The organism is Microbulbifer pacificus, assembly GCF_033723955.1.
Lineage (GTDB): Bacteria > Pseudomonadota > Gammaproteobacteria > Pseudomonadales > Cellvibrionaceae > Microbulbifer > Microbulbifer pacificus.
Genome location: NZ_CP137555.1, coordinates 2,450,615 through 2,476,185, shown reverse-complemented (window position 1 = coordinate 2,476,185; position 25,571 = coordinate 2,450,615). Strand labels below are relative to the sequence as shown.

General features: G+C 59.6%; 22 protein-coding genes. 16 read left to right on the top strand and 6 right to left on the bottom strand.

Features of this window, described 5'->3' with window-relative positions; genetic code table 11:
- From R5R33_RS10710 to R5R33_RS10695, 4 genes are read right to left on the bottom strand one after another with little or no spacing between them, the layout of a single operon-like run.
- A complete protein-coding gene (locus tag R5R33_RS10710) occupies window positions 1-486 on the bottom strand; it encodes a TlpA family protein disulfide reductase (protein ID WP_318952694.1) in 486 nt (161 codons plus the stop codon).
- A gap of 46 nt (window positions 487-532) precedes the next feature.
- Window positions 533-1,189 (bottom strand): outer membrane beta-barrel domain-containing protein, encoded by a 657-nt coding sequence (locus R5R33_RS10705; protein WP_318952693.1) that lies wholly within the window; start codon window positions 1,187-1,189, stop codon window positions 533-535.
- The gene (locus R5R33_RS10700) at window positions 1,159-1,995 is read right to left on the bottom strand and encodes an SH3 domain-containing protein (RefSeq protein WP_318952692.1); all 837 of its coding nucleotides are present in this window, start codon (window positions 1,993-1,995) and stop codon (window positions 1,159-1,161) included. Before R5R33_RS10700 ends, R5R33_RS10705 begins: the two co-directional genes overlap by 31 nt.
- 3 nt (window positions 1,996-1,998) lie before the next feature.
- Window positions 1,999-4,725: an HzsA-related protein gene (locus R5R33_RS10695; RefSeq protein WP_318952691.1), complete on the bottom strand. Its 2,727-nt coding sequence runs from the start codon at window positions 4,723-4,725 to the stop codon at window positions 1,999-2,001.
- A 285-nt stretch (window positions 4,726-5,010) separates the two neighbouring features.
- Between R5R33_RS10695 and R5R33_RS10690 the strand changes: the two genes are divergently transcribed.
- The 15 genes from R5R33_RS10690 (at window position 5,011) to R5R33_RS10620 (ending at window position 23,219) form a co-directional block, all read left to right on the top strand.
- Window positions 5,011-6,231: a hypothetical protein gene (locus R5R33_RS10690; protein WP_318952690.1), complete on the top strand. Its 1,221-nt coding sequence runs from the start codon at window positions 5,011-5,013 to the stop codon at window positions 6,229-6,231.
- 4 nt (window positions 6,232-6,235) lie between these two features.
- Entirely contained in the window at window positions 6,236-8,791 is a 2,556-nt protein-coding gene (locus R5R33_RS10685; protein WP_318952689.1) for a LamG domain-containing protein, read from the top strand.
- 33 nt (window positions 8,792-8,824) lie between these two features.
- Entirely contained in the window at window positions 8,825-10,396 is a 1,572-nt protein-coding gene (locus R5R33_RS10680) for a hypothetical protein (RefSeq protein WP_318952688.1), read from the top strand.
- Between the two features lie 18 nt (window positions 10,397-10,414).
- Entirely contained in the window at window positions 10,415-11,410 is a 996-nt protein-coding gene (locus tag R5R33_RS10675; protein ID WP_318952687.1) for an FAD:protein FMN transferase, read from the top strand.
- A gap of 80 nt (window positions 11,411-11,490) precedes the next feature.
- Window positions 11,491-12,021, top strand: coding sequence for an AraC family transcriptional regulator (locus R5R33_RS10670; protein WP_318952686.1), 531 nt, complete (start codon window positions 11,491-11,493; stop codon window positions 12,019-12,021).
- 13 nt (window positions 12,022-12,034) lie between these two features.
- Window positions 12,035-14,131, top strand: coding sequence for a hypothetical protein (locus R5R33_RS10665; protein ID WP_318952685.1), 2,097 nt, complete (start codon window positions 12,035-12,037; stop codon window positions 14,129-14,131).
- Entirely contained in the window at window positions 14,128-17,025 is a 2,898-nt protein-coding gene (locus tag R5R33_RS10660) for a tetratricopeptide repeat protein (RefSeq protein WP_318952684.1), read from the top strand. The genes R5R33_RS10665 and R5R33_RS10660 overlap by 4 nt, the downstream gene beginning before the upstream one ends.
- A 1-nt stretch (window position 17,026) precedes the next feature.
- A complete protein-coding gene (locus tag R5R33_RS10655; RefSeq protein ID WP_318952683.1) occupies window positions 17,027-17,665 on the top strand; it encodes a tetratricopeptide repeat protein in 639 nt (212 codons plus the stop codon).
- A gap of 3 nt (window positions 17,666-17,668) precedes the next feature.
- On the top strand, window positions 17,669-17,950 hold the full coding sequence (locus R5R33_RS10650) for a hypothetical protein (protein ID WP_318952682.1): 282 nt from the start codon (window positions 17,669-17,671) through the stop codon (window positions 17,948-17,950).
- Between the two features lie 433 nt (window positions 17,951-18,383).
- A complete protein-coding gene (locus tag R5R33_RS10645; protein WP_318952681.1) occupies window positions 18,384-19,076 on the top strand; it encodes a MotA/TolQ/ExbB proton channel family protein in 693 nt (230 codons plus the stop codon).
- Window positions 19,077-19,122: 46 nt separating this feature from the next.
- Window positions 19,123-19,665 carry a biopolymer transporter ExbD gene (locus R5R33_RS10640; protein WP_318952680.1) on the top strand — a complete coding sequence of 181 codons (543 nt, stop codon included), beginning with the start codon at window positions 19,123-19,125 and terminating at the stop codon, window positions 19,663-19,665.
- The gene (locus R5R33_RS10635) at window positions 19,662-20,183 is read left to right on the top strand and encodes an ExbD/TolR family protein (RefSeq protein WP_318952679.1); all 522 of its coding nucleotides are present in this window, start codon (window positions 19,662-19,664) and stop codon (window positions 20,181-20,183) included. The genes R5R33_RS10640 and R5R33_RS10635 overlap by 4 nt, the downstream gene beginning before the upstream one ends.
- 13 nt (window positions 20,184-20,196) lie before the next feature.
- Window positions 20,197-21,201, top strand: a complete 1,005-nt coding sequence (locus R5R33_RS10630; protein ID WP_318952678.1) for an AgmX/PglI C-terminal domain-containing protein — start codon at window positions 20,197-20,199, stop codon at window positions 21,199-21,201.
- Between the two features lie 276 nt (window positions 21,202-21,477).
- Window positions 21,478-22,305: a LuxR C-terminal-related transcriptional regulator gene (locus R5R33_RS10625; RefSeq protein ID WP_318952677.1), complete on the top strand. Its 828-nt coding sequence runs from the start codon at window positions 21,478-21,480 to the stop codon at window positions 22,303-22,305.
- 119 nt (window positions 22,306-22,424) lie between these two features.
- On the top strand, window positions 22,425-23,219 hold the full coding sequence (locus tag R5R33_RS10620) for a LuxR C-terminal-related transcriptional regulator (RefSeq protein ID WP_318952676.1): 795 nt from the start codon (window positions 22,425-22,427) through the stop codon (window positions 23,217-23,219).
- Between the two features lie 336 nt (window positions 23,220-23,555).
- Here the strand turns inward: R5R33_RS10620 and R5R33_RS10615 are convergent, their stop codons facing one another.
- Window positions 23,556-23,945 (bottom strand): DUF2237 family protein, encoded by a 390-nt coding sequence (locus R5R33_RS10615; protein WP_318952675.1) that lies wholly within the window; start codon window positions 23,943-23,945, stop codon window positions 23,556-23,558.
- A 2-nt stretch (window positions 23,946-23,947) separates the two neighbouring features.
- Window positions 23,948-24,541, bottom strand: a complete 594-nt coding sequence (locus R5R33_RS10610; RefSeq protein ID WP_318952674.1) for a DUF2939 domain-containing protein — start codon at window positions 24,539-24,541, stop codon at window positions 23,948-23,950.
- Between the two features lie 210 nt (window positions 24,542-24,751).
- Between R5R33_RS10610 and R5R33_RS10605 the strand changes: the two genes are divergently transcribed.
- Entirely contained in the window at window positions 24,752-25,501 is a 750-nt protein-coding gene (locus R5R33_RS10605; RefSeq protein WP_318952673.1) for a hypothetical protein, read from the top strand.
- The last annotated feature ends 70 nt before the right edge of the window (window positions 25,502-25,571 follow it).

The window sequence follows — 25,571 nt, the reverse complement described above, 5'->3', positions numbered from 1 at the left end:
TTATTCCCGGATCAGTTCCTTGATGATTTTTTTGTACTCGGCCTCATCGCCACTGCGGTAGCCCTTGTGCACATAGCGCACATTGCCGTCGCGGTCGATGAACACGGTGCTCGGCATGGCTTCCACACCGAACAGTTTGCTCACACTGCTCTCGGAATCGAACAGCACCGGGAAATCCACCGGGATCTTGTTCAGCATCGCCTGCGCGTCTTCGCGGTTGGCATCCACGTTCACACCCCACACCTTGAAGCCCACGGATTCGTAGCGCGCGTGCAGGTCGTTAAGCAGCGGCATTTCCTCGCGGCAGGGACCGCACCAGGAGGCCCAGAAGTTGAGCATGATTACTTCGCCGCGCTGTTCGCTCAGTTTCAGGTTGCCATTTTTAAGCGAGGCGAGCGTGAAGTTGGCGGCGGGAACATTGGCCGATGCGGGCGCGCCCACCAGCAGGGCGGCACTGGCGCAGATTGCGGCGATAAAGTTGCGCATGGAATTCTCCGGTTTTTTTTGCGTTTTGTTATTGTCGATTCAATCTTCAGAAATAGATCGAAACGCCCATTTGGGCAGAAATATTATTGGCATTCTGCGGCTCACCGAAGATCTCGTGCTCAAGAATGTGATCCCGTACGTCAAATCGCAGCGCCAGCCAATCCTGCGCCAGCATGCGGATGCCGACACCCACGTTGTAGGTGAAATACTCCTCATCCGCGAAGCTGGTGTTGCCGATACCACCGATCAGGTACAGGTTGCTGTTGAGCGCCCAGCGGTCGAGGATGAAAATTTCACCCGGCAGAAAATTCCAGGCCAGCGACAGGTTGTACATGGAGAGATCGCGCTCGTCGTCGGTGAGCAGCGGCGCGCTGCCGCTGAGCCTTTCGTAGCTGGAAAGCCCCAGCTCCGACTGCGCGTAGCCAGCCTCCATGAAAAAGTCTTCGCTGATGTGATAAGCGAGACTGCCGCCGATCATGCGGTTGGTACCGAAATCTTCCATGCTCAGAACACCGCCCAGGTAGACGGTGAACTCGAAGTCCTCGCTGTCGATCTTCGCCTCGTGAATTTCGCGGCGCTCCAGATCCGGGGAAATGATCTCGTCGATCACCTCATCGCCCTGGGCCAGGGTTACCGCGGAAAAGCCGGCGAGGGAGAGCGCGCAGGCGAGTTTTACATAAATACGTCGAATCCCAATTTCCATTCGACTATCTCCTGATTGGTTTCCCGCGAGGTGAGCAGGTAATGATTGGCAACTTCCGCGCGCAGGGCAAAGCGGCGGGATAAATAGGTGGTCACACCGACGCCGGTGAGCATGGTGCTGTCCTGGCGATCTTCGGTGGCGACGATGGTGGCGTTGGGGGATGTGATATTGATCCCGGTGCCGAGCAGAAAGTATGGCGAGATCCGCCACTGGGGGAACGGCTGGTGCAGCAGCGCCACCTGGTAGGTTTGGCTGTCGGAGTAGGCACCGATGGTCTGCGCTGCGCGCAGTTCTGCGGAAATATTATCGGTAAAGCGATAACCGACAGACACCCCCAGCGAGTTGGCACCCTCGAAATCGCCGTAGACGAATCCGACCCGCAAACCCTGCTCGCGATAGTCGTCGATGCCGGGAGTGGGTACCGCCACCGCTTCGCCATCCGGGGTGACGATCTCATCCAGCTCGGCAATTCTTGCCCAACCGGTTTTGCCGGTGCGGGTCATCACCTTGACCCAGTCGGTGCGGCGCTTCAGCAGCCACAGCGGCTCGCCGTACTCCGCCACATGGTCGATCACATAACCGCGACCGGGACCGGTGTAGAGATTGAGATATTCCGCCCCGACGATGACCTGCTCGGTATCGAAAGGAAGGTTTTGCGGTAGGCGTTCACCGAACTGGTTGGCGGTGAAGCTCTCGGTAACAGATTGTTTTTTGTCCTGGTCCGCCGCGCCTGCCTGCGCGGCGAACAAAGCGCCGGCAACAAGCAGCGCCAGCTCAGGGGCTTTTTTTTTCGAAAGCCTTGTCATACTTCAGTTGACCGGTGCATCAAAGGGGTTGTTGTAATACTGCGCACCGATATCCAGCCATTCTGAAATCAAACGCAATTCCGCCGCGGACAACTCACCTTCGTGCACACCGCCCGCTGCAAACACACTGAAGAAGCGACTGGCGTTGGCACCGGCGGTATTCATGATCCGCTCAATATTCACCGTCACCATAACAGGAATCGGGTTACCATCAGAATCGAGAACGAGATCACCATTTTCATCCACCTCGAACAGAGGATTGCCGTTGTCGTCGGTGTCCTGCACCAGCACGTTCTGAACCGCACCATCGCGCAGCTCCTCGGTGGGATTGTCGAAAACCAGTTCGACATAGGACGTGCTGAAGTTGGTATTGACCCCGGACTGATCCGCGCGCAGATCCAGCTGCCCCGGTGGCACCTGGGACATACCCGCGGCATCACGGTTGCTGTGGCAACCGGTGCAGGTGTGGTCTTCCAGCACATTGCCAAGGTCGTCGGTGAGCTGTCGCGGCAGATCCCAGATCGGTTGGATATGCGTGGGGTAGTGGATAACGCTGCGACAGTCGGCACTCCAGGTGCTCTGGCAGGCGACGCTGGTCGGCACCGGGGTTTGCAGTTCGCTCATCAGCAGCGCACTGCTCGGGTCTTTGGCGCGCAGCGCCGGGTCGGTCCACTGATCGGAAAATTTCAGGTCCCCTTCCAGCGACGGATTGCCGGCAATCCGAGCCAGCAGCTGTGCCATGGTCTCACCCATGTTCGCGCTGAGCGCAGGCTCGGTATTGGCAAAGGGCGCACCGCTTGTCGGGGCGCCGGCCCAGACGGAAGCGGGTTCTTTGTCGGTGCGACCGTGGGCCACTTCGCTGTCGCGACTGTGACACCCCTGGCACTTGCGGATTTCACCGGCGCGGAACTGCAGCCAGTTGTTGTGACGACCGACGATACGGCGGCCGTTGGCATCCACCACGGAAATCGCGAGCGGCATATCGGCCGGAACCTTTACCCGTACCGAGCCGTCCGGCTGGATCGGGGTGTAGCCGATGATCTCCCGCATCAACTGCGCGCGACTGCGGCCGAACGCGGCGCGGTCAAAATCCAGAGTATCGCGATCCGGAATCCCCACCGCCTTGACCACCCGCAGGAAACGCGCCGGGCGCTCGGCGGCAGAGGTCTGCAGCGGATCTGCAACCGCGGCGATATCCAGCGCGGCAACGCCGTCGAAGTCGTACACGCTGCGGATATCCAGAATCGCGAGCCCTGCGTCGTACAGGTCGCGGTCGATATCGATACCGGGTATCGGCTCGGGAATAAACGCCGGTACCGGACGGGTATCGGCGGTAACCGCCTCGGAAATCATCTGGCCCTCTATCGGCTGGATAATCGGGCGCTGGGTGCCCTCTTTATAGTCGTAAATCCACAGACCGTAGAGCGGGTCGGCGGGGACGATCCCCTCCGTCGCCAGCCAGTCGTCGGTGCATGGCTGCGGTAGTTCCGTTGCCGGGTCGATCACCCGACACTCACTCCAGCTCACCAGCAGGCGGCTGGTACCGTCGTGGAAGGCCCAGGCGTTGGCGAACAGGCCGTGCGGGGAGAGACCGCCGTCGGTGATGACCTGTTCGACGGAGAGGGATTCCTGCCCCTGCAGCACACCCTGCTGTTCCGGTTCGCTGTAGGCCTCGGTGAAATTCTCCGCGTCGATCACCACCATGTCGCCGCCGTAGGTAATTCCCTCCGGCGAGCGCAGGGTGACCAGGATGCGCCCATCCGGCATCTGCTGGGGTTTGCTGAACGCCGCCGGCACCGGACCGCTTTGCGGGTCGGCGCTCGTGCCGGTGGCCTGGCTGTGATAGCCGTAGTGGAACTGCAGGTCGGTGCCATCCGGCTTTACGGTATAGAGGCTGAGCCGGTCAAGTGTGCCCATATTGTCCCAGCGGCTGAACAGAACGCGTCCGCTGGCGAGCACCGTGGGGGAAAGATCGTGGCTCTGGTTGTAGGAGATCTGCCGGATATTGCTGCCGTCCTGCTCCATCACATGCAACACAAAAGCGGGCTCTTCGAGATCTTCCGCCAACGCAGAAAACTGCGGTTTGTTGTCGTCGAGCAGCAGCGCGCGGGAGCGGCGCTGGCGGGTGGAGGTAAACACGATACGACCGTCGGGCAGGAATGCGGGGGCGATATCGTCGCCCTCCTCGGCGATCAGGTCGGACGGGATCGCGCGCTTCAGCTCAGCTGATGCAAAATCGTACAGCCAGATGTTCCAGCTCGGCTGCTCGTCGTCATCCAGCCCCTCGATATTCGGCGCGCGCATGGCAAACGCCAGGGTTTTGCCATCGTGGGAGACCGCCAGATCTTTCACGTCATAGCCGCCTTCGAACACGATGCCGGCCGCCTCGTCGCTGACGAACAGGTCCGTGGTCAACACCCGCTCCGGGGCACTGGCAGTGGCACGATCCCGCAACACCAGTTCCGCCCCGGGATTGAAGGTCGAGGGCGCATAGATATCGCTGCCCATCAACACGCCGTCTTCGTCGCGATTGAGCGTACGGCGCACATAGACCACCGGGTAATCCACCACCACCGGATCTTCCGCCTGCTCGCCACCGCCGAGCCCGGAGCCACCACTGCCGCCGGAACATCCGGCGAGCACCGCTACCGCCAGGGGTGCGATTGGGGACAGCAGAGAGCTTATGGAAAGGCGTCTCGCGCGCGCGAAAAACGTACAAAAATCGTTCAAGAAAAATTCCTCTTTCCCGCCGGTTTCTCAGTACTCACTTACCTTGGTGACCGCGGGATAACTGGACTCGTGTCTGGCGATATTCACCAGTGGCATTCTTCCGAATTCTCGCGACAGAAGGCAATTGCCTCAAGTCACGCACACGATTTTTGCCAACCACAACACGGTTTAAATTTTTGCCGCTGGCGAAATTTTGCGCGTAACTTACTATCGATCACCGGTTACAAGACATAAAAAACTGCGCAGGTAAAAATGTGCAGTGAGAACCCAAACGCGAAAAGCACCATGAAAATAAAATCGCCCCCTGCGCGCCTGCTGCTCGCAGCGATTACCAGTATCGGCGCTTCCCTTGCGCAGCCCGCGCTGGCCGGCCCGGAAGAACAGGCCGCGCAGATTCACAGCCGCATCACCGGTGTGAAGCCCAGCGTGGCAACACTGACGCAGATGGCTGAACTTATCGCCGCGGACAAGGCGGGTGACGCCGCCTACCTGGCGATGCAAAGCGATGCATTCTACAACGTGACCCTGAAAAACCTGGTCACCCCCTGGACCAGCCGCGACGGCGACAACTTCGCCCCGCTGAACGATTACACCGCGACCGTAATCGGCATGGTGCGCGACGATGAGGACTTCCGCGAGATTCTCTCCGGCGATATTTTGTACACCGGCGCTTCCGGCCTCGGCCTGCCCGCGTACAGCAACAGCAACAACAATCACTACGTCGAACTGGAAAACAGCGGCTACCCGCTGCAGACCGCACTCGAACGTAAAACCCAGTCATCCGTCACCGGACTGCCCAGCGAGGCCACCGCCGGCGTCATCACCACCCGCGGCGGCGCCAAGGCGTTCTTCTACGCTGGCACCAACCGTGCCATGTTCCGCTTCACCCTGATGAACCACCTGTGCCGCGATCTGGAGCAGGTACACGACACCTCGAGGCCACCGGACCGCATCCGCCAGGACGTCAGCCGCAGCCCCGGCGGTGACAGCCGCGTGTTCCAGAACAGCTGCATCGGTTGCCACAGTGGCATGGACCCAATGGCCCAGGCCTTTGCCTATTACGACTACGTGTACGACGTGGACAACGATCCTACCGGCGAAAACGGCCACCTCGATTACAACGGTGCCGGGCAGACCGATCCAGCCACCGGCACCCGGGTCAAGGCCAAGAACCACATCAACAGCGCAACCTTTGCCTACGGTTTTGTGATACCCGATGACAAGTGGGACAACTACTGGCGCGAGGGCCCCAACATGCACCTGGGCTGGAGCAGCGCACTGCCCGGTTCCGGCAACGGCGCCAAGTCCATGGGACGCGAACTGGCCAACAGTGAGGCCTTCGCCCAGTGCCAGGTCACCAAGGTGTTCGAACAGGTGTGCCTGCGTGCACCGGAAGACCAGCAGGATCGCAACCAGATCGACAACATCACCGCGAGTTTTACCGGCAATGGCTACAGGCTGAAGCAGGTCTATGCGGATGCCGCGGTTTACTGTGCGGGAGAATAACCAGATGAAAACCAAAACCGCACAAATCCAACTGCGCTTAAGCGCACTGTTTGCGCGCCCGCACCTGCGCAGGACGGTACTGCTGTCGAGCGTGTTCGCATCGGCGTTACTGGTGGCCTGCTCTGGCGGCAGCGGCCAGTCCACGGAAGAGTTGCCGAATACCAATCCGGACACCGGTGACACCAGCTATTCCGGGCCGGCGCCGGAAAGCGAAGACGTGCAGAATTACAAACGCTATATCTGGGACAACCTGGCGGCGGAAAACCGCTGTGGCAGCTGCCACATCCAGGGCAACCAGAGCCCGCGGTTCGTGCGCAGTGACGACATCAACCTCGCCCACGGCGAAGGCCGCGAGCTGGTCAATCTCGGCAGCCCGGCGGACTCCCGCTTTGTCACCAAGGTGGCCAGCGGTCACAACTGCTGGCTCGCCAGCCCCGATGCCTGTGCGGAAATCATCACCAATTACATCGAGGAGTGGGCTGCGGCTGCGGGCTCGGTGGTCAGCACCATTACCCTGACACCGCCGCCCGAGCGCGAAGTCGGAGCGAGCAAAAGCTTCCCCGCCAGCAGCGGCAACTTTGCCACCACCGTTTACCCGCTACTCACGGAATACTGTTCTGCCTGCCACAGCGAAAGCGGGGAAACCGCACAGCAGCAGCCCTATTTCGCCAGTAGCGATGTGGACCAGGCTTACGAGAACGCCAAGGCGCGGATGGATCTGGACAATCCGGAAAACTCCCGCTTTGTGGTGCGGCTGGACGCAGAGCACCACAACTGCTGGAGCGACTGCGCTGACAACGCCGACACCATGGCCGCGGCGATCCGCAATTTCGTCAACGGCATCGCGGTTACCGAGGTAGACCCGGCGTGGGTAACCAGCAAAGCGCTGTTCCTCACCGACGGCGTTGTCGCCAGCGGCGGCGGGCGCATCGAGAACAACGCCATCGCCCTGTACGAATTCAAAACCGGCAGTGGCACCACCGCTTACGACACCTCCGGTATCAACCCGGCCATCGACCTGAACCTCTCCGGCGATGTGGAATGGCTCGGCTCCTGGGGCATCCAGCTGAACGGCGGCAAGGCCCAGGCGGCCACCGCCACCAGCAAGCGCCTGTTCGACACCCTGAGCGGCACCGGTGAATTCTCCATCGAGGCCTGGGTGGCGCCCGCCAATGTGGTGCAGGAAGGCCCGGCGCGGATCGTCAGCTACTCCGGTGGCAACAGCATCCGCAATTTCACCCTCGGCCAGGCGATGTACAACTACACCTTCCAGAACCGCAACGATGCCAGCACCAACGCCGACGGTTTGCCCGCGCTGATCACCGACGACATGGCCGAGCGAGTGCAGGCAACGCTGCAGCATGTGGTGGCAACGTTCGACCCGATCAATGGCCGCCGCCTGTATGTGAATGGCGAATTTACCGGCGATGCGGATCCGGTGGCGCCGGGACTGCTGTCCACCTGGGACGATACCTTCGCACTGGTACTCGGCAGTGAAGCCTCCAATGAATTTGCCTGGGCGGGCTCCATCCGCCTGCTGGCGATTCACTCGCGCGCGCTCAGTCAGGACGACATCCTCAGCAACTATGAAGCGGGCGTCGGCGAGAAATACCTGCTGCTGTTCAAGGTGGAAGAGCAGACCAATGTGCCCCAGGGCTACGTGATGTTCGAGGTGCAGCAGTACGACAACCACGGTTACCTGTTCAGCGCACCGAAATTCATCACCCTGGAAGACGGCGTGACTCCGGACGGCGTGGTGATCCAGGGTATGCGCATCGGCATCAACGGTCGCGAGGCCGTGGTGGGGCAGGCCTGGGCCAACCTCGATACCACCGTCACCGCCGGCCAGTACGATCCGGCGAGCGGGCAGAAGCTGTCACCGCTCGGCACCATCATTTCCCTGGAAAAGGGTCCTACCTCGGATGAGTTTTTCCTCACCTTCGAGCGTCTCGGCAGCGAGGAATTTGTGCGCGTGGAAGCCACACCCGCACTGCCCGCGGCACCCGCAGACCTAACCCCGCAACCGCGCATTGGCATCCGCCGTTTCGAGCAGATCCATGCGGCCCTGTCTGCGGCGACGGGCATTTCCAGCGCGCACCCGGCGGTGATGGACACCTGGGAAAAGGTCAAACAGCAGCTGCCGGTGGAAGCCGATGTGCGCGGTTTCCTCGCGGCACAGCAGATGGGCATCACCCAGCTCGCGGTGAAATACTGCAGCACCCTGGTGGACGACACCGCCAAGCGCGCGAGCTATTTCCCCGGGTTCGATTTCAGCGCGAGTGCGGCGAGTGCATTTGATAGTGACGCCAAGCGCGCACAGATCATCGATCCACTGCTGGAAAATCTCCTCGGCCGCCCGATCACCTGGCCCGCGGCCATCGGCGGACACACCGCGCAGCTGGCAACTGCACCGGATGAAAGCACCGTGCGCGCCGAGCTGAACGGCCTGATCGACACCATGACCGCCTGCGGCAGCAGCTGCAGCGCCGATCGCACGCCCACCACGGTCAAGGCCACCTGCGCCGCGGCCATGGGCAGCGCAATGATTTTGATTCACTGATAACCGGCGCTTACGCTCTCGGGAACTGAAGCAATGAGCAAGAAAAAACATTTCGAACTGGATCAGCCGCTGCGCCACCCGGACCACCACCGGCCGGTGAGCCGTCGGGATTTTCTCGGCCAGGGCTTCCGCGCTGGTATCGCCACCGTACTGGGCGGTTCGGTTTTCAGTCTGTTTGCCAACCCGCGTACGGCCCACGCTGCGCTGTCTCCGGATCTCGAAGCCATGCGCACCCTCTGCGGGGTCAGTGCCAACGGCGCCGGCAAAATCCCGTTTATCTGCTTTGACCTCGCCGGCGGTGCCAATATTGCCGGCTCCAACGTGCTGGTGGGCAAGCAGGGTGGCCAGCTCGATTTCCTAAGCACTTCCGGCTACAGCAAACAGGGCCTGCCCGGCGATATGGCGCCGTCCGTTACCGACGCCGCCGGCAACTCCTTTATCAATACCGACCTCGGCCTTGCTTTCCACAGCGACAGCCAGATGCTGCGCGGCATCCTGGAGAAGGTTGCCCCGGGTACCGCCGGCGCCATCAACGGCGCGGTGATCCCGGCGCGCTCGGAAAACGACACCGGCAATAATCCGCACAACCCCATGTACGGTATCAACCGCGCCGGTGCCAATGGCTCGCTACTTGCATTGATCGGTTCCCAGACCAGTGAATCCGGCGGCAACTCCATGGCGCCCATGGACCTGATCAACCCGGAAGTGCGCCCGACCAAAATCGACCGCCCCTCGGATGTAACCGGCCTGGTGGATGTTGGCGATCTGGTTGGCCTGCTCAGCCAGGAAGATACCGTTGCGGTGATGGAATCCATGTACCGCATCTCCAACGCCAAGCTCGGCAAGGTCAACACCCGGGTCAGTAACGACGCGGTGATCAAGGACCTGGTGAAGTGCGGTTATATGAAGAGCGCCGATCTCGCCGACCGCTTCGGTAACCCCAGCGCGCTGGACCCGGCGCTGGACCCGGATATTGTCGGCCCCGGTGGAATTTTTTCTTCCGATGAATTTTTCGGCGATCGCGAATTCCAGAAAACCGCCTCCACCATGAAGCTCGTGGTCAATGGCTACGCCGGTGCCGGCACCATCACCATGGGCGGTTACGACTACCACACCGGCGACCGCGCCACCGGCGAAATCCGCGATCTGCGCGCGGGCCGCTGTATCGGCGCCTGCCTGGAATACGCCGCACGCGTCGGCCAACCGCTGATGATCTATGTCTTCAGCGACGGCTCGGTATTCAGTAACGGCATGGTGGACGATTCCGCACAGGGACGCGGCAAAGGCGTATGGACCGGCGACAACCAGCAGACCGCTGCCTCCTATTTCCTGGTTTACAATCCCGCCGGCCGCCCGCAGTTGCTCGGCGGCACAACAGATGAACAGGTCCGGCACCAGCAGATCGGTTACATGCGCGCGTCCGGCGATGTGGAAACCGCAGGCAGCCCGGCGGCCAATAACGTCAACCAGCTGGTGCAAACCGTGGTGCTGAACTACATGGCGCTGCATGGGGAACAGGGCAGTTTTGCCAGCCTGTTCCCCAACCACGGCCTCGGCAATGCCAGCCTGATGGACAGCCTGACGGCGTTTGCGCCGATTCGATAACAGAGAGCGATGTACCCGGTGCGAATATTCTTTTTCATTGCCGCGTTGTTTGCGACCAGTTCAAGTCACGCCGACTGGCACTACGACAAACAGGCAATCATGGGCACCGAGGTGCACCTGCAGTTCTGGGTTGACGACGACAGCAGGGCGCCCGTAATCAGCCACGCGGTAATGGACGAGTTCCGCCGCATCGATGCCGCGCTGTCGCCCTATAAAGAAGACAGTGAGCTTTCCCGGGTTAATCGCGAAGCGGGTAAGGGCGCGGTCAAAATTTCGCAGGAACTGGCGGATATTATCCAGAAGTCGCTGTACTACAGCGACAAGACCGGCGGTGCGTTTGATATCACCTTCGCCACGCTCGGCAGCCTGTACGATTTCCGCAAGGGTCAGAAGGCCGATCAGAAGATCACCGACGAACTGTTGCCGGCGGTAAATTTCCGCCATGTCGAACTCGATTCGAAACAACAAACTCTGGTGTTCCGAGATCCGCGCACAAAAATTGACCTGGGCGGTATCGCCAAGGGTTATTCCGTAGATCGCGCAGTCTCCATTCTGCAAAGCTTCGGGGTGCAAAATGCCAGCGTAAGCGCCGGCGGCGATGCGCGCCTGCTGGGCGACAAGCGCGGCAAACCCTGGCTGATCGGCATTCGCCACCCGCGCGACCGCAGCAAAAATGCTGCGGTAATTCCGCTGGAAAATACCGCCATTTCCACTTCGGGCGACTATGAGCGTTTTTTCATCGACGACGACGATCACCGGGTACACCATATCTTCAACCCGGCAACAGGCCAGCCAACGGAAACCGATACTGGTGATACAGGCAGCGACCAGGACAAGCTGATCAGCGTGAGCATCATCGGCCCCCAGGGCTTCGATACAGATCCGCTTTCCACCAGTGTTTTCGTGCTCGGCAAGCAACGGGGACTGGCACTGATCGAACAATTGCACAATTTTGAGGCAATTGTGATCGACGCCAATCACCGGATGTTTTTCAGTAGTGGTCTGCAGCAGTAATTGCTAACTGAGTCACACCGAATATGTGGGTCCCTGCGATAATCCGGGGACATAACGAAAATGGATATCCAGACTTCATCATGTTTTCCCCGCGCCGTTTCAGCACTCTAATCGCCTCCCTGACCCTGACCTGCGCAGCCTGCGTATCCGCACAGAACGCCGACTTTTCCTCAGATAGCCTGGAAAACCTGAAGCAAGAAGCATTAAGACTAAACAGGGACTTGCTGGTACTGGAAGAAGACCTGCTATTCCCGGCGCAGAGCCAGGTAGCGGTTTACGTTTCCATGGACGTCGGTCATTTTTTCGACCTGGATTCGGTCAAGTTGCATATCGACAACAAACTGGTGGAAACCCATCTCTACACCGATCACCAGAAGCAGGCCCTGATCCGCGGCGGTATCCAGCCGCTGTTCAAAGGTAATCTGAAATCCGGTGAGCACACCATCACCGCCTATTTCACCGGTATCGGCCCTGAACAGCGGGAGTTCAAGCGCGCTGCCACCCTCGAATTGAAAAAGTCCGACGAGCCCGCGGTGATCGAGCTGCGCATTTCCGATTCCGGCGGCAAGCAGCAGCCGGAGTTCGAAGTGATCGAATGGCCGGCGCCCTGAGCCGGACATTGCCATGCCGCTTCCCAACTCCACCAGAACATTCCTGTCCCGATCGCCGTTGGCGCTGGCGCTGGCGCTGGCGCTGGCGCTGGCCATTGTCGGCGCACTGATCGCGACGGCACCGGTTTTTGCCGACAGTGATGTCGAGCAAAATGCCGAGTCGCGGCCCGCAGTTCAGGGCAAATATCAGGAAACAAAAGCACCCGCGCACAAGTTCCAGCAGGCGCAGGATATGCGCTATGGCACGGCGCTGTACCACTATTTCCAGGGCGACAGTTTCGACGCGCTGAGCACCCTGATGGTTTCGGACCTGCGCGGCGGCATCCGCTATCACGCCGACAACGCCCAACTGATCCGCGGTGGTATCAGTCTCGCGTTCGGCCTGGAGAAACAGGCTGCGGCGCTGTTCGAGCAGCAACTGCAGAAAGCGGATACCCAGGGCGACCAGTCACGCCTCACCCGCTACCGGGAAATCGCCTGGCTGAAACTGGCGGAACTCAGTTACCGTCACCAGAACTGGGATACCGCCGCGCTGCAGCTGGAAAAGTCCGGCGCGATGCACCAGACCACCCTCACGCTCAATCTCGCGATTCGCGGCGGTGATCTGCCGCAGGCGCGGCAACTCCTCGCCATGGCGGATCTGCCGCTCGCGGAAAAAGTACTGGGACACAGCAACCTTGCCGCGGCATTTGCCCGGCAGCAACAACTGCCGGAAGCTGCGGCAGAGTACCGCCGCGCCGTCGAGCTGGTGGAAGACGAGCTGACAGAGCCCAAGGTCGATGCACAGACCGAGGAAGAGCTGCGCATTCTGCGGGACAAGGCGCGCATCGGTGCCGGCTTTGCACTGGCGATCAACGGCAGCTTCCCGGAGGCGGCACAGGAGTTCAGTGCGGTACGCCTCGACACCCCCTGGTCTGCGGATGCATTGCTTGGCCTCGGTTGGGCGTCGGTCAACAGCAGCGATTACCAGAAGGCGGTGGACGCACTCGCCTATCTGTTCCGCGACAACCCGCTGTCACCCCAGGTGCAGGAAGCCATGCTGGCGCTGCCTTACAGCTACGAAATGATGCACCGCCCCAAGCTGGCACTGCAGGCCTACCGCGAAGCGGAGCAAAAATACCAGCAGGCGCTGGACGATCTAACCAACCTGCATGGAGCCGCCGCGCAATTGCAGTTCGCGGAACTCGACGTGGATGGGGATATCGACCTGCGTCGCTACGGCTGGCTGGAAGATGCCGCCACCCCCGCACTTATCCGCATGAATCAGCCGTACCTGCTGCAGATGATGCAGAGTGACCGCCTGCAACTGCAGCTCTCGGAATTGCGCGACCTGCGCCAGCTGAAGCGGGTGCTGGAACAATGGCAGCAGCGGCTGCCGGAATTCCACACCCTGATCGACGAGCGCGAACAGCGCCGCGTCAATATCGTGCGCGAGCACGACAGCGCCCAGTACGACCAGCAGGTGCAGTTCGCACAACAGGAGCTTGCGCAACTGCAAGCCTCCCTCGCGCGCATCGAAGCCGAGCAGGACGGGCTCGCGATGCTCGCCACTGAAGGCGGAGAAGACGCCGAATATCTGCAGATGTTACGGGATGCCGAGGCACGCTACGCACGCCTGAGCGCCGCCGGAAAATCTGGCAAGTACCAGCAACAGACACTCGCCCGCGCCCGCGGCATTCTGCAGTGGCAAGCCTCCGAGCAGTATCACGACAACCTGTGGCAGAAACGCAAGGCCATCGCCGCTCTCGAAGAACAACTACAGCAAGCCGGGCGCCGCCAGCGCAAGGTTGCGCGCATTGCCGCCGAGGCACCGCAGCTGAACCTGCTCGCGGGCAGTGTGGATGACGCCGGCCTGCGTCTCGCACAACAGCACAGCGCCATCGAGCGCGCCGGCGGCGCTATTGAAGCCCAGATCCGGCAGGATATGCAGCTCGCGCTGAGTAGTGCCAAAACCCGTGTCGAGCAGTACATGGCCCATACCCGCCTCGCCATCGCGCGCATCCAGGACGCCGCCATGCAGGGCAAGTATGAGCAACCCGCCCCGGTCGAGGCCCTTAAAAAAAATACTGACGAGCCCGGTGACGATGCCGTGACCGAGGTGCAATCTTGAAATCCGTACGCCCTCGCCATCGCTACAAACAGCTAGCCCTGGCGGTCTGCACTGCCGCCTCCCTTGCCACCCTGGCCGGTTGCGCCAGCCAGTTCGATCCAGGCACCACGCTCGCGCGCTTGCCGGTCAGTAAATTGCCCGAGGAGCCGAGCATCGAATTGCCGCAGGTAGAACTGCCGGCATTGATCGACAGCTACGAAAAAGCGCTGGCGGCCAACAGCGATCCAAAAACCCGCCGCCAGATTCAGCTACGCCTAGCGGATCTGGAAATGGAGCGTCTGGAGCAGCTGCAGGCAGACAACCCCGCCATGGCGGTGGCCTACGGCAATGCCGTGCGCCACTACGAAGAACTGCTGCAGACCTCCGCCGATGACGATTACCTGTCCTACCGTCTTGCCCGCGCTCGCGCGCTGGACGGCAATACCGGCGGCTCGTTGCAAGCGCTGGAAACCATCGTCGAAACTGCACCGGAATCCCCGTTTATCGCCGAGGCCCTGTTCCGCCGTGGCGAGGCGGCCTTCGGTCGCAAACAATACCGCGCGGCGGAACAGGATTTTGCCGCGGTACTGGCCGAGGGCGACACACCCTTTGCGCGCAATGCCCGCTATATGCTGGGCTGGAGCCAGTTCAAGGACGCGCGCTACCAGGACGCCAGTGAAACATTCCTGACCCTGATGGACGATTTGCTGGGTGAAACCCAGCCGCAAAAACGTCCACTGGAACAACTGCAGCAGGGCGAGCGCCGCCTCGCCAATGACACCCTGCGCGTACTGGCGCTCGGGTTTAATTACCTGGGCGGTGCCGAGGTGATCGCGACGTTCAAACCCGAGACTGGTCCCCGCTCCTACCATCACCTGCTGTATCAGGGCCTCGGCGACTGGTACGCGGAGAGTGAGCGCTACCGGGATGGTGCGCAGACATTTCTCACCTTTGTGGAGCGCTACCCGCAGAGCCGCGAGGCACCGGAGATGCACGTGCGCGCGGTGGACATCCTGCAGCAGGGCAATTTCCCCAGCGAGGTGTTGCCCGCCAAGCGCGAGTTCATCACCCGCTACGGAATCCGCAGCCAGTACTGGCAAGCCGCAGACGATGCGCAACGCGGACAGCTGAAAACCCATCTGAAACCCTGGCTGGAAGAGCTGGCCCGTTTCGATCACGCCCGCGCCCAGGCGCTGGCCAAGGAAGCGGCCAGTGCTGCGAAACAGCCCCGCGTTGCCGACAAGGCACTGCGGGAATCCGGCGAGGCGTTCCTCGCCGCGGCCAGTCTCTATGGCGAATTTATCGAGACTTTTCCACAGGATGAGAAAGCCCCCGAACTTACTTTCCTGTTGGCGGAAAGTCTGAGCGAGGCGGGCCAGTATGTGCTGGCGTTCAAGGCCTACCACAGGGTCGCCTGGGAGTTTGCCGAGGAAACCGGCACGGTTCCGCCACAGGCTACCGAAGCCGGCTACGCCGCCATCCTTATCGCAGACCAGGTCCACAAGCGGGAGAAGAATCCGGAACAGGCCAGCCTGTGGCTGGATCGCAAAATCGAGACCGGCCTGCGCTTCGCCGATACCTGGCCCCAGGACAACCGCGCGCTGGCGGTGCAGCTGGATGCGGCACACAACCTGTTCGAACAGTACCGCCACCAGGAAACCATTGCCGCGGCGGAAAAGGCCGCGGCGTGGCAGCCAGCACCGAATGCGGCACAGCGTCGCAGCATTCTGCTGCTGCTCGGCCACAGCTATTTTGAAGTCGACGATTTTCCCGCGGCGGAAAACGCCTACACCCAGCTGCTGTCCGGTATGGCCTCCACGGACCCGGAATATCTGAACACCCGCGACCGCTTGCAGTCGTCCATCTACAAGCAGGCAGAGCTGATCCTCAAGGAGGTCGAGCTCACCAGCGACAGCCTGGCATTTGCCGCACCCACCGAAGAAGCGATCGCGCTGTTGCTGCGGGTGCGCCAGAGCGGCCGCTCTGCCATCGCCGCCACCGCCCAGTACGACGCCATCACCCAATTGGTGCGACTGCAGCACTGGCCCGAGGCACAAGCCGAACTGGCAGATTTCCGCCAGTATTATCCGGATCACAAACTGACCCCGACGCTCGCCGCCAAAGCGGTGGCCATTTACCAGGGCATGGATATGCCCGAAGCCGCCGCCGACGAGCTGATGGCGCTGGCCAACCACGATTCCGACCCGGAGGTACGCCGCAGCTCGCTTTACCTCGCTGCCGAGCAGTACGAACAGGCTGGCAATACCGCAAAAGCGGTCGATGCCTATCGCCAGTACACCCGCCAGTGGCGCGAGCCGGCGCTGCAGAATCTGGAAGCCCAGTACCAACTGGTTTCCCTGTATGCAAAAGCCGGCAACCACAACGAGCGCAATCTGTGGCTCAAGAGCCTGTCCGGCAACAAGGTCTCCGAACCTCGCGGGCGCTATCTCGCCGCCTTCGCCCAGAGTGAACTGGCGGAACAGAGCTACGCGCACTTTGAGCGCCTGACACTGACGCTGCCATTGAAACAGAGCCTGAAAAACAAGAAGCAGGCGATGGAATCCACGGTGGCGGACTACAAGAAAGTGCTGGATTTCGGCATTGCCGAATTCACCACTGCCGCCAACTTCCGCCTGGCGGAAGTCTACCGCCAGTTGAGCCGCGACCTGATGGATTCCCAGCGCCCCAACGGACTGAATCCGCTGGAGCTGGAACAGTATGAAATCCTACTGGAAGAGCAGGCCTTCCCGTTTGAGGAGAAGGCGATTGAATTGCACGAGGCAAATATCCAGCGCACCGCCGATGGCGTGTACGACAAGTGGGTGAAGAGCAGCTTCTCCTCCCTGGAAAACCTGCTGCCAGCGCGCTACCGCAAGCCGGAGTCGACCGAGGAGTGGAGTGATGAGGCCTACTGATATGAAAAACGTATATCGCTTCGCTGTTGTCGCGACGCTTGCCGCACTGCTGTCTGCCTGCGGCAGTAGTCCGACACAACCGGATATCGCCGATGGCGCCGAGCCAGCGCTGGATGAAAATGACCAGCGCGTGGTCAGCCCGAACCCCTATCTCGCGGAACCCGCCAATGTGCCGGCGGAGGCGCAGCAGGCCATCGCGCGTGCGCGGGATTTTTTTGGTCAGCAACAGTACCAGGCAGCGGAGACAGAGCTGCAGCAGGTGGTGGCCCAGTGGCCGCATCTTTCCGGTGCCTGGCTGAACCTGTCGAAGGTGCAGTTGAAGCTTGAGCAAGTGGAACAGGCGGAAGCAAGCCTGCGCCAGGCGGTAGCCGCGAATGAAAAGAATGTGTACGCGTGGAACTCTCTCGGGGTTTTACTGCGTGACCAGGGCAAGTTTGAAGATGCCCGTGTGGCGTATGAAAGTGCGCTGGCACACTGGCCGGATTTCGCCATGGCGCACCGCAACCTGGGCATTCTGTTTGATCTCTACCTGCACAAACCGGAACAGGCCTTGCATCACTACCGCGAAGCGCGCGCGATTGAGCAGGCGGAAGACAAGGTGCTGGCGGGCTGGATTGTGGATCTGGAACGGAGAATGTAAGTCATGCAGAAACTGATTCAATTTTTTGCACTATTGCTGCTGTCCGTTTCGTTTTCCGCTTTTGCGCAGGACGAGGGCGGTGAGGTGATCACGCTGGAATCCACCATTGTGGGCAGCCAGGAACAGCCCAAGGTGCTGTACATCATCCCGTGGAAGCAGGCCACCAGCCTGGAAAAAATCGAAAGCACCATCCACAGCGCCATCGACCACAGTTTCCAGCATCAGGAATATTCTGAACTGAAGCGGGAAATAAAACTGGTGCAGCAAAACCAAAGCGACAACTAAACAATAGAAACAAGTAAAAACACCAAGTATCTACGAAGTAACAAAATACTAACGAAGTACAGAAATACGAATAGAAGGCCGAGTGCCGGGGATTAGTTTTTGAAAGCGTCGCAAACAGGGATGTTTGCGACGCAGCGTACAGGGACGTATTCACAGCGGTTTCAAAAACTAATCCCCGGTGCTTGGCCGCCACAGGACCAGCTAAGTCGGTTCACTCCCAGAATCTACCAAGAAAGCCCTGTAAGAAAACCCGGTGGCGGTGCTGCCACCGGGTATTGGTTCGCAAGACACGCCGTAAACCCATCCCTGGGGGCTCTTCCGCGAGGTCCCTCTCGCGGAAGGTCTTGCGAACCAATACCCGGTAGCATCCCCTTCACTTAAAAGTTCAATATTTTTTATTCACAAGAAATCTTTTCGTCCCGGAGATTTGACCATGGAGTTTTTCAACACACTGCTGCGCTTTTTCCAGAACGGCGGCGCATTCATGTATCCCATCGCGCTGGTACTGGTGATCGGACTGGTACTCGTCGTCGAGCGCTGGGTATTCCTGTCCCGCGCCAAGCTCGCCAACCGTCGCGCTTACGGCCAGATCCTGCCGATGATGCAGCAGCGCAACTTCACCGCCGCACTCAAGTTCGCGCAAAACGAAAAAGCCCCCATGGGCCAGCTCGTTGCCGCCGGTATCGCCACTGCCCAGCACGCGCGCAAGGATGAAAACATCGCAATGGCAATCGAAGAGAGCATCCTCGAAGCCGTGCCGCGTCTGGAAAAACGCACCAACTACCTGGCGACCCTGGCCAACATTTCCACCCTGCTCGGCCTGCTCGGCACCATTATCGGTCTGATCGCCGCATTCACCGCGGTGGCCAACGCAGAGCCCTCCGAGAAGGCGGCCATGCTGTCCTCCAGTATCTCCGTGGCGATGAACACCACCGCTTTCGGTCTGATCGCCGCCATCCCGCTGCTGCTGGCCTACTCCATGCTGCAGAACAAGACCAATGAGATCATCGACAGCCTGGAAATGGCCGGAGTGAAATTCCTCAATCTGATTACCCTTACCCGCAGCCAGAAGGCAGACGCTCCTGTAGCGGCGCGCCCGACAGCCAAGGCCGAAGCCATCGCTTGAGTGGCACGAGAAACGTAAACGCGTAATCAGATAACAAGAGAGAGCCATGGCTATCCGACGCAGGCTGGAAACCGATCCGGAACTGGACATCACCTCGTTCATGAGTCTGATGACTGTTCTGGTCCCCGTATTGCTGCTGAATATGGTGTTTTCCCATATCTCCGTGCTGAACCTGAACCTGCCCGGTCTGAGTGACCCGAGCACTACCCAGGAACAGAAGGAAAACCAGCAGCTGGAATTGGTGCTGCGCGCCGATTACATCGACATCAACTATCCGGCGGGAATTCGCGTAAAGCGTATTTCCAACCGGGACGGCGAGCCGGATTTCAAGCTGGTGTCCGATGTATTGCAGGAAGTGAAGCGCAGTCTGCGTGAGAAGGATATCGACAAGAAAGATCTGGTCATCCTCTCCGAACCCGGTACGCCTTACCGCACCCTGGTAACCGCCATGGATACCGCGCGCTCGTTCCGCGCGGTGGTGGCGGCGTCGGTGGTGGACGCGGAGCTGTTTCCACAGATTTCCCTCGGCGATGCACCCCTCGAAGAAGGGCAAGCGCAAGATGACCAGCTGGCAGGCAACGGACTATGAAAGCGACGATCGGCGGCAAGCTGAAAGGGCGCAAGCAGCGCCGGCATAAGGAGACCAAGCTGAACCTGGTCTCCCTGATGGATATTTTTACCATTCTGGTTTTCTTCCTGCTGGTGAACTCTTCCGATGTGGAAGTGCTGCAGGCAGACAAGACCATCAAACTCCCCGACTCCACCTCCGCCGAGAAGCCGGAGACCACCACCGTTGTGCGTGTGAATGGCGACCAGTTACTGGTGGGCAACCGCATGGTGGCGAAGGTCGCGGATATTTCCGCACAGGACGAGCAGATCAAGCCGCTGCTGGACGAGCTCAAGTATCTCGCCAGCCGCGCGGAGCCACTGCCGGAAGACAAGCAGGCGGCAGGACGCCCGATCACCATCCTGGGTGATGAGGAAGTGCCCTACGCGCTGCTCAAGCAGATCATGAATACCTGCGCCGCGGCGGACTATCGCGATATTGATCTCGCGGTCACCCAAACATCAGCACAGGACCCGGCGGCGCCCGCCGCTGGTCAGTAAGGGGAGCATAGCCATGTCGACTACCGCTACCCCGGCTCTGATGCCGTGGCACTACTACAACTCGCTGCTGCCCTGGGCTTCCACGGAAGAAGAGGACCAGCGCTTTGTAAAATTCCTCAAGGCCGGCATCGTCGCCTTCGTGATTGTGGGTGCACTGTTTACCTTTATTCCTGCCCCGGAGCTGACCCGCGAGCAGAAAGAAAAGCTACCGCCGCAGCTGGCGCGGGTGATTCTGGAAAAAAAGGAACTGCCGAAGCCGGTTGAAAAGCCCAAGCCGAAACCGGTGGAAAAGAAGCCAAAGCCCAAGGAAGTCAAACAGGAAAAACCCAAGCCGGTTGAAAAGCCCAAGCCCGAACCGGTCAAGACGGTAAAACCGAAGCCGCTCACGGAAAAGGCGCCGGCGGCAGAAGTGGCCAAGGCCAGGGAAAAGGCGGCAAACAGCGGACTGATGCAGCTGCAGGACGACCTGATGGATATGCGCGACAGCCTCGACGTATCCCAGGTGGCCAACGCCAACAGCCTCGCCAGTGGCGCCGCCAATGCGCAGAAGATTGACCGCTCACTGATTTCCGACAAGTCCAAGGCATCCAGCGGCGGTATCAACACCGGGCAGCTGAGCCGCAATACCGGCGGTTCCGCGCTCTCCGGGCGCGAGACCACCCAGGTGGAAGTGGCCGAAGCCACCGTGGCGGCGAAGTCCAGTGCCAAGGAAGCCCGCCGCGAGCGTGGCACCCGCGGCGAGGAGTCCATCCGCCAGATCATGGAAGCCAACAAGGGCGCCATCTTCGCCATCTACAACCGCGCACTGCGCCAGAACCCGACACTCGCGGGCAAGGTGACGGTGAAACTGGTGATCGAGGCCAACGGCACGGTTTCCGCAGTGAGCCTGGTAAGCAGTGAACTGGGTGACGAGGACCTGGAGCGCAAACTGCTGGCGCGCATCGGCCTGATCAACTTCGGTGCCGCCAACGTGGAGAAGTCGACCCTCAACTACTCCATCGATTTCCTGCCGTCCTGATTACTGGCAGAACCCGCGCAACCGGATGTTTTCCGGTTGCGCCCTTTCTCACTCCCTGCCAAGCACCAAGCACCACCCACCCAGACTTTCCTGTCTTATCTCCCCAACTGCCACGAATTCCGGCGCAACCCCGCAATTAATCGTGCAAATACCGCGGGCGGCAATTGCAATTCCGGTGACGCTTCTGGTACAAAAGTCCCACAATAGTTGTGACGAAGGTCGCATTTAGGAAATAGTTTTTCATCCTCTTCTGAAGCAGCAGGTTTGGCTCCGGAAGTGATAACAACAATCTTCCAGGACAAACCTGTGGTGGACGAGACACAAGCCCGCAAGCCCAGAACCGAGCTACTCAAAGGCGTCTGGGCAAGCCGCGCGGAAATGCTGGCACAGGGCAGGACCGAGCTATCCGGGTTCCAGATCGATGAACTTATGGGGCATATTTTCAGCAATGGGCCCTGTTACCACTATGTGTTCGACCCGTTCGACCTGAGCTTTCTGTATATCAGTCCGCAGGTGGAGCAACACCACGATCTCAGCCTGGAAAACATTACCTTCCAGGACATCCTGGACCAGATCCACCCGGACGATATGGCGTTTGTCGCCAGCGCAGAAGCCACCGCCCTCCGTCTGGTGAGGGAGCGGATCGGTCTGAAAAAAATTACCCGCTATAAAATGTCCTACTGCTTCCGCTTCAGGGCACGCGATGGCAGTTACCGTCTGTTTAACCATCAGGCCATTATCCTGACCACGGATGACGAGGGCAGGATTGGCAAGTCCCTGAACGTGCATACGGATATTTCCCACCTCACTACTGAAAATAACTACCGACTGTCGCTGATTGGTATGGATGGTGAGCCTTCCTATCTCAATATCGAGGTGGATGATCAGGCCGATACCCCACAGCCGAGCCCGCCCCTATTCAGCCCGCGGGAAGTTTCCGTGATTCGGCTGATTTCGCGCGGTCTCACCAGCGCGGAAATTGGCAGCGAGCTGGCGCTGTCGGAATTCACGGTTAAGAACCATCGCAAGCGAATTTTAAAAAAGGCGGGATGCCAGAACATGGGGCAGCTGTTTGGAAGCTGTATGGTCGAAGGACTGATTTAAACCAACGGACAACCCTGTTTTGCAACAGGCGTTCGATATGGCTGCCGGCGATTTCACACGGACTGCGTGAAATGCGGAATTAACGACGAGAAAATGCCAAAAATATAAGGACCATACGGATGGAACCTGGGGATCTGCAGCCGGAACAAAACCTGATTCATCGCGCCTGGCGCAATGTGCCGGATTTCTTTGCCAAGCAAGACATCTCGCTGCAACGCAAAGAAATTGACGAGTTCATCGCCACCACATTCAGTACCGGTGCTGCCTATTATTACGTGCTGGATTTTTTCAATATCCATAAGCCGATGCTGGTCAGCAGATCTGTTGAACAGATTCTGGGGCTCGACCCATCGACCACTACCATTCAGTCCATCATCGAGCGCGGACATCCCGAAGACCTGTCTTTCGCCTCCGCTGCCGAGGAATCCGCACTCAGGATCCTTAACAGCCAGATTGGTCGGGATCAGGTGAAGAACTACAAAATTTCCTACTGCGGACGGCTGCGTACCCGCGACGGCAGCTATCGCATGTTCAACCACCAGGCACTGATCCTGGCCACGGACGATGCCAACCGGGTTTCCAAGGTGCTGAGCATCCACACGGACATTTCCCACATCACCACCCGCAACAATTACAAACTGTCGCTGTTGCACCTGTTCGGTGGCCAGAGCTATCTCAATATCGACGTATTCGATGAAAAAATGCAGCTGATCGGCGCACCGTCCCTGTTTACCGAGCGGGAGATGCAGATAGTGCGGCTGCTGGCAGATGGAAAAACCAGTGTGGAAATCGCCGGGATACTCAGGATTTCACAGCACACGGTAAAAAATCACCGCAAGAACATCCTGAAAAAGGCGGACTGCAAAACCACCGGGCAACTGGTATCAAAAGTACTGGTGGAAGGTCTGGTGTGACTCTGTGCGACTTCCGCACCGCCGCGCGCATTACTCACTGCAGCAGCCAGCGCTGTCATTTAAATAGCGCATTTTTTTGGACGCAATTTGAATTTTAGTCGCAAATATTTGCGGGTTTTGGCCCCAAAGAGCTATTGTCCGCGAAACAGAGTAAGCGCAAGCTAACTCCTGAGCACACCGGTTTCCCGTCAGGGCACGCCGGTGGGAATGGAAACCTCGCTCACCAACAAATTCTCATCCTGTGAGTTGGTTACAGCCGCAAGGCTGGCTCTGGGTAGGCCGGGATGGCTTGCCGCAGAGCATTTTTTTGCCTTCCTTTTTGCCGTGCACAGGCACTCAGTTCAGATCCGCCGCATACCGGCGCAACAGTGCCAGCGGGACAATCTCCAGCGCGCGCTGATGGGTGCGCTGCAGGTAAACCCGCGGAGCCATCTCCGCTTGCTGCGCCTCCAGCCAGCGCGCCGCACACAGACACCAGCGATCACCGGGATTCAGCCCGGGAAAGCCGAATTCCTCCACCGGGGTGCTGAGATCGTTGCCGCGCTCGCGGGAAAAATTCAGAAATTCCTCGCTCACCTGCACACACACGGTGTGGGAACCGAGATCCTGGTCATTGGTATTGCAGCAACCATCGCGGAAGAACCCGGTCAGCGGGTCGCTGCTACAGGGAATCAGTGGGTCACCGAACACATTTTTTGATTCGTGCATTTCCATAGTGATTGCCATACTCATTCTTCCTGTTCTTCGATCAGGCGCATATCCACCAGTTGCCAGCGCAACCCGTTGCGCTGCAGAAGCAGCTGCACGCTGGATCTTTCCCCGCGATTTCCACACAGCACTTCGACGGTGTTCAATCCGCTGAATCGCCAGTGCTGCAGCTGCCAGCGATGCCCGTCTTCATCCTCTGGTGACGGCTGCGGGGCCGGTGTAGGGGGAGGCGGAGAGCGGCGGCCGCTGCCGAACGCACCTTCGAGTTCGCGCTCAAATTCTTTCCAGTCTTTTTGCCCCTGGATCAACTCGGAAATTCCGCGGGGGCTTATCAGGCTGTCGATCAGGGGGCCGAGGAAAAGTTCGGCGCCGGCGGAAAATATGCTGCCCAACTCCGGCGACAGATCCTGGCCCATCGATGTCCGCACGTCATCCAGCAGGCGCCCGCGGATATTAGCGCGCAGCTGCGGGAAATCCACGTAGCGCTCCATGGTATCCAGATCCTGGCCCTGCGCCGCCTCGATCAGTTTGTGGGCGGAATACCAGGGCAGTGCGGCGTACACCAGCCCCAGCAGCACCACCAATAACACCGCGCGCAGCGTCCACTTGCCCATAATTCACCCTAACCACACAGTTGCAAATGCGGCTAATAGTACCCCCGCCACAGAGCGGATTACAGGCACTTACAACAGCGGGAATACCACGCCAGACCTGTGATATGGTTGCAGGCCCTGTTGCCGGAACCGGGCTCTCAAGGGAACACCGGTTGGCGGAGTACTGCCGGCACAATAATGACAAGAAAGATCGATCAAGGAATTTCGACCATGAGTGATATCTACAGCGCGCCCCAGGCCGAACTGGCGGGCGATGACAACAGCAACGGGAATATGGGTTCCATCCCCAAGGCCCTGGCGGGGGACTATCAGGTTGCCATCGGCGATACCCTGAATGAGGCATGGTCCCGCACCAAAGGTAACAAGGGCACCGTATGGCTGGGTGTTCTGCTGTATTTCGTGGCCTACATCGGCATTTCCGTGGTGGCCGCATTGATTACCGGACAGTCCTTTACCGATCCCGACGCCAACCAGGGGGTTGGCGCAGTCCTGTCCAACATCATTATTGCCGCCGCCAGCGCGCCGCTGGGTGCGGGCATGATGATGATCGGCGTCAAGATCGCCCGCGACGAGCAGGTATCCGGCACCGAGGTATTTGCCTATTTCGACAAAATTCTGCCGCTGGCCGTGGCCATGGTGCTGATGTACATCCTGGTTGCCCTGGGCTTTGTTCTGCTGATCATCCCCGGCGTCTATCTGGTAATTGCTTACATGATGATCCTGCCACTGATCGTGGACAAAAACCTGGGCCCCTGGCAGGCACTCGAGATTTCCCGCAAAGCGGTTACCAAGCACTGGTTCCCGGTCTTCGGTTTCATGATCGTGCTGGGCCTGCTGTATTTCGCCGGCTTCCTGGCACTGGTCATCGGCCTGATCTGGGCCATTCCGACCCTGAGCATTGCCTACGGCATCCTGTACCGCAATATGTTTGGCGGTCATGAAACCAATCCGGAAATCTGATTTCCGCAGCGGCGGAGACGGCTTCATCGCGAGGTCTCTCCGCCGACACCTTTCGTCGCTTCAGCAATAG

Bases quoted from the DNA above. Each gene is read 5' to 3' on its own strand.
- R5R33_RS10710 (WP_318952694.1), bottom strand. From the start codon at position 486: ATGCGCAACTTTATCGCCGCAATCTGCGCCAGTGCCGCCCTGCTGGTG.
- R5R33_RS10705 (WP_318952693.1), bottom strand. From the start codon at position 1,189: ATGGAAATTGGGATTCGACGTATTTATGTAAAACTCGCCTGCGCGCTC.
- R5R33_RS10700 (WP_318952692.1), bottom strand. From the start codon at position 1,995: ATGACAAGGCTTTCGAAAAAAAAAGCCCCTGAGCTGGCGCTGCTTGTT.
- R5R33_RS10690 (WP_318952690.1), top strand. From the start codon at position 5,011: ATGAAAATAAAATCGCCCCCTGCGCGCCTGCTGCTCGCAGCGATTACC.
- R5R33_RS10685 (WP_318952689.1), top strand. From the start codon at position 6,236: ATGAAAACCAAAACCGCACAAATCCAACTGCGCTTAAGCGCACTGTTT.
- R5R33_RS10680 (WP_318952688.1), top strand. From the start codon at position 8,825: ATGAGCAAGAAAAAACATTTCGAACTGGATCAGCCGCTGCGCCACCCG.
- R5R33_RS10670 (WP_318952686.1), top strand. From the start codon at position 11,491: ATGTTTTCCCCGCGCCGTTTCAGCACTCTAATCGCCTCCCTGACCCTG.
- R5R33_RS10665 (WP_318952685.1), top strand. From the start codon at position 12,035: ATGCCGCTTCCCAACTCCACCAGAACATTCCTGTCCCGATCGCCGTTG.
- R5R33_RS10655 (WP_318952683.1), top strand. From the start codon at position 17,027: ATGAAAAACGTATATCGCTTCGCTGTTGTCGCGACGCTTGCCGCACTG.
- R5R33_RS10650 (WP_318952682.1), top strand. From the start codon at position 17,669: ATGCAGAAACTGATTCAATTTTTTGCACTATTGCTGCTGTCCGTTTCG.
- R5R33_RS10645 (WP_318952681.1), top strand. From the start codon at position 18,384: ATGGAGTTTTTCAACACACTGCTGCGCTTTTTCCAGAACGGCGGCGCA.
- R5R33_RS10640 (WP_318952680.1), top strand. From the start codon at position 19,123: ATGGCTATCCGACGCAGGCTGGAAACCGATCCGGAACTGGACATCACC.
- R5R33_RS10635 (WP_318952679.1), top strand. From the start codon at position 19,662: ATGAAAGCGACGATCGGCGGCAAGCTGAAAGGGCGCAAGCAGCGCCGG.
- R5R33_RS10630 (WP_318952678.1), top strand. From the start codon at position 20,197: ATGTCGACTACCGCTACCCCGGCTCTGATGCCGTGGCACTACTACAAC.
- R5R33_RS10620 (WP_318952676.1), top strand. From the start codon at position 22,425: ATGGAACCTGGGGATCTGCAGCCGGAACAAAACCTGATTCATCGCGCC.
- R5R33_RS10615 (WP_318952675.1), bottom strand. From the start codon at position 23,945: ATGGCAATCACTATGGAAATGCACGAATCAAAAAATGTGTTCGGTGAC.
- R5R33_RS10610 (WP_318952674.1), bottom strand. From the start codon at position 24,541: ATGGGCAAGTGGACGCTGCGCGCGGTGTTATTGGTGGTGCTGCTGGGG.
- R5R33_RS10605 (WP_318952673.1), top strand. From the start codon at position 24,752: ATGAGTGATATCTACAGCGCGCCCCAGGCCGAACTGGCGGGCGATGAC.